Here is a 6,912-nt window from a genome sequence, read left to right as displayed (position 1 = left end):
CTTCTATACCATCAACTTGTATCCTTACGTATCCAAAATTCCTTAAAAATGGATACTCTAGAAATACAGCTTCGACTAATTGTGGATCTGGATCTTCTGGTTCTGGTTCCTCTTCTACTGGTTCCAATCCTTCAATAGCATTTACTAGGTTCGTGTATGCTTCTTCTATGTCCTCTTGGGTTGCATCTTCATCCGCTACTACAGCCCTTGCTGCTTCAAGGGCTTCTACAAGTTCCGCCCAACTTTCTTCTGTATATTCTTTCTCATCTAATCCTTCTGCTTCTGCTATCTTAGCCTCTAATGCTTCCTTATCCACCTCCCCTGGATCCTCTGGATCTTCTGGTTCTTCTGGATCTGGTTCTTCGCTATCCCTCACTATCCTCTCGGATTTCGTGTAGGTCCACACCGTACGTGCGACTTTCACCGCATACGGCGTTCACTCGATAATATGTGTGAACTACTTACTTTTCACTAAGGTTAGACCTTAGTGCCCCCGTTGATTTTATTGTACAAGCTCATTTCTGAATATTTTGTCAATTCTTGTGCTATCTTTTTATATTATTTCCACCATTTTACAACAATTTAGGAGTTATTTGCCCAATTTGTTTCTATCTTTTATACTTATTTACATTTTTTAGTCCATTATTTTGTCTTTTCTTTTCCTTATTTGCTCTAATTTGATATAAAAATATTGGCATAAAAAATCAACCCATATGGGCAATCCCCATTAAATCTACAATAAGTTAGTAAGTTAGTGCCGGGGGTGGATATTTATAGTACAATTTACCATATATTAAGCCCTAGCCAAAAGCTAATATCTTAACAAATTAGTATTGCTACAACCTTTCTCTTGAACCGTTGTTGAATAAAGTATAAAATATTATATATAGATAATTTTGACAATTTCGACAAAGGCGAGGGATAAAATGGATAATAGTAAAGCTTTAAATATCTTAGAAAATGTTAAAAGGGTTATTATAGGTAAGGATGATGTGATTGAAAAGGTTTTGATAGCTGTCCTTGCTAAAGGTCATCTTCTAATAGAGGACATCCCAGGGGTTGGAAAGACTACCTTGGTGAAAGCTTTAGCTAAGAGCATGGACCTATCCTACAAAAGAGTCCAATTCACCCCAGATCTAATGCCATCAGATATTATTGGCATTAATATATACGATAAGTCTACTGGAACTTTCACCTTTAAAAAAGGCCCTATATTTAATCAAATATTTCTAGCAGATGAAATCAACCGAACTTCACCTAAGACTCAATCCAGTCTCCTACAAGCTATGGAAGAAGGGGAAATCTCCACTGAAGAAGGGGACTATGTTTTGGAAGAACCATTTTTTGTTCTTGCAACCCAAAACCCATTGGAATATCAAGGTACTTTTCCATTACCAGAAGCTCAGCTAGATCGGTTTTTAATGCGTCTATTCATTGGATATCCTGAAAAATCCTACGAAAAGCAAATATTAAAAAACTATAAATCTATTAAAAACCTAGATCTTATTGAACCGGTGGTATCTCAAGAGGATATATTGGATATGCAACTTAAAGTAGATACTTTAACCATCCACGATGATGTCATAGAATATATCATAAATATCTCCAATGCCACTAGGGACTGTAAGGATTTACAACTAGGGGCTAGCCCTAGAGCCTCTATCGATCTACTTAAAGCTTCAAAGGCAAAAGCCTTCTTGGAAGGTCGAAGCTATGTAATCCCAGATGATGCAAAGGAAATGGTAATTCCCGTATTAGCCCATCGGTTAATCCTTTCACCTGAAGCACGAATCGAACGGAAAAGTATTGAAGAAGTCCTAGAAGAAGTCCTAGGCCAGGTATTTATACCGGTGATAGCCTATGAATAGTATAAAATACTTCATTCCATTGTTTATTATAATATTAGCTTTCGTATTATTTGTTGGCGGAATCATGCCTTATTTCCTATTATATATATTGTTGCTAGCATTTTTAGTCCCTCTAGTTCATAGCCTGATCATCTTAAAAAAAATTAAGGGTAATATCCGAATTCCAAAGGGCACCCTATATGCAGGGAATAGGATAATACTAGACTACCAGATAAATAATAATAGCAGATTCTATATTCCCCATATGGAAATTCAAAGCCATATCTCAAAACAATTAGCGGGAATAGATTCACCTAAGGTTAATACAAGCTTAAACCCGAAGGAATCCTTCACCCACAGAGAAACCCTAGTGCTAAAAAGACGAGGTTATTATGAACTTGGAGAAATAGAAGTAAACATCCAAGATGTATTTGGGATATATAAATTAAAGCGGAAGATCAGGAGTAAAACCTCTCTATTAGTCTATCCTGAGACAGTAGACCTTTCATCCTTTATAATAACCGCCGTAGAACAATCAGGGGAACTACTAGTAGAAGACCCGGCCTTTCAGGATAGGAGTAGGATTTCATCTTTAAGGAATTATAGGGAAGGAGATTCGGTAAAATCCATCCATTGGAAGCTATCAGCCAAATTAGACCATCTAGTAATCAAAGACTACGAAAACCGTGGAGATACCCATGTGGCCATATTTATCGACAATTATCAAAAGTTCTTCTCAAAGGATGTAGATCGGCGTCTAGAGGACAGGGCAGCTGAGGTTGCCCTTAGTATTGTCAACTACTACATAAGTCAAAATATCCCCGTATCCTTCCAAACCCAATATGAAGAAGAACTTGTTCACATAGAAGGCCAACAAAAATCCCATATTAAACCCTTCATGGACTTTCTAGCTAGATTTAAAGGAAATGGGGCTATGGATTTTAATAGTTTTCTTAACCCTAAAATAGACATTATTACAAAGGATACCACCGTAATCATCATAACACCCAATCTTGATAAATCTATGGGTACCCTTGGCATATTGTTGAAAACAAAAAACTTAAAACCCTTATTCATTGTGGTAACGGACAAAGAGAATAATACGGGAAATCTAAACCTTATGGTTCAAGAAAGCCTAAGACAGGAAGGTGTTCCCATATACCTATTAGACTGCAAATCTAATATAAAAGAAGTATTGGAGGAACAGTATGGATAAGATATTAAGCCAAAGACAAAAGTTCATAAACCATATCATCTATTCATCTATGGTCTTTAGCCTTGTATATCTATTTGGAGTTGCTATTAATCTAGAACTAAATATTTCTCTACAGGCATTGATGGTATTGTTGATTAGCGCTATTATCAAGTTTTTCCTTCTAAACCCTATATTCTTATATATTATACTAGTTATTATATTTATAGCTGCCCTATTGATAAACCATTACTTCCCTACCCTTATGGCTCTAACAATTGATAGAATCTACTTCCTATTTGAAAATATAATAAATTATGTAGCTGGTAGGGAAAACATAGCAACTGAAAATATCCTGTTATTTTGGGGAATGCTCATAGCATTAATCTCTCTATTTACCGGGTATATTATATTTAAAGATAAAAAGATATACCTTTTGCTCCCTCTTTATGTAGGAGCCTTTCTATACTATTGGTACGTCTATTTTGATGAAGCCTATCGGATGATGGCCCTGTTTTTCTTTCTATTTTTCATCCTTGTAGGTCTGGGCAAATATTACAAAACCCATTCCAATTTCAAAGAAACCTATACTCCTTGGCTAAAAACCATCGCCCTATATAGTTTTTTCGTAGTAATGATAGCCCTAATACTTCCTAAAAGCCCAAACTACATTCAATGGTCCTGGCTTCAAAATAAAGTATATGATATTTTCCCTGGTATTGAAGATCTCCGGACCTCCAACACCTTTAGCAGAGGCTACGGCAAAGCCTCTTACTTTGAATTTACAACAACAGGATATCAAGAGGAAACCTCTAGACTAGGTGGTCCAGTACGACAAAGGGACAAAAAGGTCATGACAGTTGGAGGAGATGGACCTTTCTATCTGCGGGGAAATATAAAGCATACCTATACGGGAAACTCTTGGAAATCCGTAGATAGCCCTTGGGAAGATTATTGGCTAGGAGAGGATTTTACCCAGCTTCCCAAAAATGATAGGGATGCATACTACAGGGAAGCCACCATAACTATTACCAATCATTCCTTTGCCTCCACTACCCTTTTTAGCCCTTATAAACCAACAGAAATAAATTTCGACGGAGATTATCAAATAAAGGTAAGTCCCGATGAGGAAATAGTCCTTCCCCAAGGGATATATTCTGGAGAAAGCTATACCGTTAAGGTGCTCAAGCCCAATAGCTATGACCAATTGATAAACCTTGGAATTGATAGGAAAAAGGAAAATATAGATAATGTAGATATATATCTACAAATACCAGAAGATAAAATAACCGACCCTACGAGAAAACTGGTAAAAGAAATTGTCAAAAACTCAAGGACAGATTTGGAAAAAGCCTTAGCCATAGAAGAACATCTGCGAAGTAATTATAAATATAATTTAGATGTAGAAAGGGTCCCTAAAAATAGGGAATTCATAGATTATTTTCTGTTTGAAAGCAAAGAAGGCTATTGTACTTACTATGCCACATCCATGGCTATTATGCTCCGATTAGAAGATATACCCAGTCGATATGTAGAAGGATACTTAGCTCGAAACCAAGTGGACAGAAACAGATATGAAGTAAGACAAAGAAATGCCCATGCATGGGTGGAGGCCTTCATTGAGCCTATAGGTTGGGTAACCTTCGAGCCAACCCCAGCCTATCCCCTAACGAATGGTTTGGAAAGAAGAAACTATAGCCAGGAAAGGGAATTGGAGGACTCAGAAGCAACAAGCTATGATGTAACCAGCGAAAACTTAATAGAAGACCACCATAAGCCAACAATAGATATGGAAGAAGATCTTGAAAATGGTCATGAAAATATAGCCCTAGAGGAGACCCCTAAGGATGCACTACCTAGATTATCTAAAAATACACTAACTATATTTATTGGTATAGTTCTATTGATCATATCCCTGAAATTTTTAATAAGGTTTCTCCAATTCAAATTTAAGGAGGCAAAGATAAAAAAACTTCCCAATAGGGAAAGGGTCATCCATCTATATGATGAGATTATCAAGCTTACCAGATTATTAGGATATTCTCAAGAACCTGGGGAAACCCACTATGAATACGCCGATAGGATCGCCTACAATTTTTACTACTTTGGAGATAAAGGCATCCAAGATATAACAGAAACCTTTGTAAGAAACAAATACGGTCCTTTCCCCACCTCAAATGAAGATGTCTTGGAAATGGAAAAGTACAAGGAAATATTAGAAAGACGTCTAAAAAATCATTTAGGTCTTAGAGCATATTACTATGGTAAATACTTCAAACTGTAGCCTATATCCTGGATATTGTTCACCTTGCTCTTTTATGCCTAAATTTACAGGATTAGAAACTGTCCAATCATAGTTTCCATCCTCTCTTCTATTGTAGGTTACAGTAATTGAGGGTATATACTCTTCCCTTATCTCCATATTCTCATTTTTAATTAAGGAAAAGAATCTATTCTTCCTCATCACAGTTAATCCCCCCCATTTACCTTCACTCCAATATGTTTTAGTGACAAGATTGATAGCCTGAGAAAATCTAAAATTTCACACACGTGCTATCAGTTTTGTTCATTTCTTCTTGCCCCGTTTTTAAGATATCCATTTAATAGTAGTTATAAACATCTTCAACATAATTTAAGGGAACGATTATTAGTAATCACTACATTTTCATTCCCCTTTGTGTCTTTAAGCCATAATGGTTAATATGTTAGTGCCTGATACTAAAGTTTTTTCTTTATTTGCTTTACAGAGTTATTTTATATTTTATCTGTATAGCTTATTGAAAATATCTTCACTATAATCACTAATATCTGATATATTAAGCATATTATACTTTAGTTTAATATCTTCGAAATACTTTGATATCAGCTCTTTTTCAATGATTCGGTCTGAGCTTTCATCATCTCTTAAACCTACTCTAGTACAGCTCCATGGCATTTCTGCATGGGTCATCTTTTCTAACACCTTTCCACTATAGCATCCGAAATTTCTAATTACACTGTCTAAAACTTCCTTTTCTATCTTAGTCAATTCTATATTTGTCCAATCATACTCACTTTCTTCAATAGGATTGTATCCATAGTTTTTATACTTATGATATACACTTCTATACACAGGGCCATGTACCCAAGCTTCACAATTATTATGGAATAAATATTCACCTGTAAAAGCTTTGAAAAACCCCTGAGCATAATACAATAGTTTTTGTAGTGCCAAAGGTGTTATATCCGAACAGCTTACCAAAAGATATTTTATGACATGATCAATCTTATCCTCAGATTTAAAAGTAATAGAATCATTTTTTTCAATTTCTGCTAATGCCTCACTACAACGCCTATATGCAACATCTGTTACATTATCTTTATTTTCCTCTAGTGCTTTTTTCATATACTTTGGATCATTAAGGATTGTTTTTAAAATATCAGAATATTGTTTAGTAGGAATATCCCCGTCTAAATACCTAGTAAGAGTACCTTCACCCCATCCCAATAGCAAAGATAAAGGTCTTTTACCAATATTATACTTATCTAATATAAGTTCTATTTCTGAAACAGTAATCAACCCCTCTTTTTCCCTAAAAGCATTATCTAACATTTTAAGATTATAATCACGAACATCCGCTATAAATATTTCACTTCCACATTTGCTACAAATCGCTACCTTCCCAATATACTCAATTTCTTTACCTTTGATGTTTTTTGTCATTTTCTTTTCTCTGATACAGTATTCTACCATATCATGACACTTCTCACAAAATCCTAACATCTAGGTTACCTCCTTTTTATTAATAACCATTATTAGCAATATTTTTTATGTTACCAAACTATTTATTTAAACAAATATTCTATATCATCACCGCTCCTTGTTTGAGTCAT

The 6,912-nt window shown here is 35.2% G+C and carries 6 protein-coding genes; 3 read left to right on the top strand and 3 right to left on the bottom strand.

Annotation, left to right across the window (positions count from 1 at the left end; translation table 11 throughout):
• A partial coding sequence (locus C3E88_RS12385; RefSeq protein WP_236908091.1) for an FIVAR domain-containing protein occupies positions 1 to 406 on the bottom strand: 406 nt, incomplete at its 3' end.
• A gap of 520 nt (positions 407 to 926) precedes the next feature.
• Here C3E88_RS12385 and C3E88_RS00515 point away from each other — a divergent pair.
• From C3E88_RS00515 to C3E88_RS00505, 3 genes are read left to right on the top strand one after another with little or no spacing between them, the layout of a single operon-like run.
• A complete protein-coding gene (locus C3E88_RS00515) occupies positions 927 to 1,868 on the top strand; it encodes an AAA family ATPase (RefSeq protein ID WP_236908090.1) in 942 nt (313 codons plus the stop codon).
• Positions 1,861 to 3,063 (top strand): DUF58 domain-containing protein, encoded by a 1,203-nt coding sequence (locus C3E88_RS00510; RefSeq protein WP_236908089.1) that lies wholly within the window; start codon positions 1,861 to 1,863, stop codon positions 3,061 to 3,063. The genes C3E88_RS00515 and C3E88_RS00510 overlap by 8 nt, the downstream gene beginning before the upstream one ends.
• Entirely contained in the window at positions 3,056 to 5,323 is a 2,268-nt protein-coding gene (locus tag C3E88_RS00505; protein WP_236908088.1) for a transglutaminase domain-containing protein, read from the top strand. Before C3E88_RS00510 ends, C3E88_RS00505 begins: the two co-directional genes overlap by 8 nt.
• Here the strand turns inward: C3E88_RS00505 and C3E88_RS00500 are convergent.
• Positions 5,279 to 5,503, bottom strand: a complete 225-nt coding sequence (locus C3E88_RS00500) for a hypothetical protein (protein ID WP_236908087.1) — start codon at positions 5,501 to 5,503, stop codon at positions 5,279 to 5,281. The two genes, C3E88_RS00505 and C3E88_RS00500, sit on opposite strands and share 45 nt — an antisense overlap.
• Before the next feature lie 297 nt (positions 5,504 to 5,800).
• Entirely contained in the window at positions 5,801 to 6,802 is a 1,002-nt protein-coding gene (locus tag C3E88_RS00495; protein ID WP_236908086.1) for a type II toxin-antitoxin system antitoxin SocA domain-containing protein, read from the bottom strand.
• Positions 6,803 to 6,912 lie beyond the last annotated feature (110 nt).

The sequence above is a fragment of the Clostridium sp. Cult3 genome (assembly GCF_021655115.1).
GTDB lineage: Bacteria > Bacillota > Clostridia > Tissierellales > Tepidimicrobiaceae > PPXY01.
Note: the sequence above shows the minus strand (reverse complement) of the source record. Positions and strands in the feature narration are given on the sequence as shown.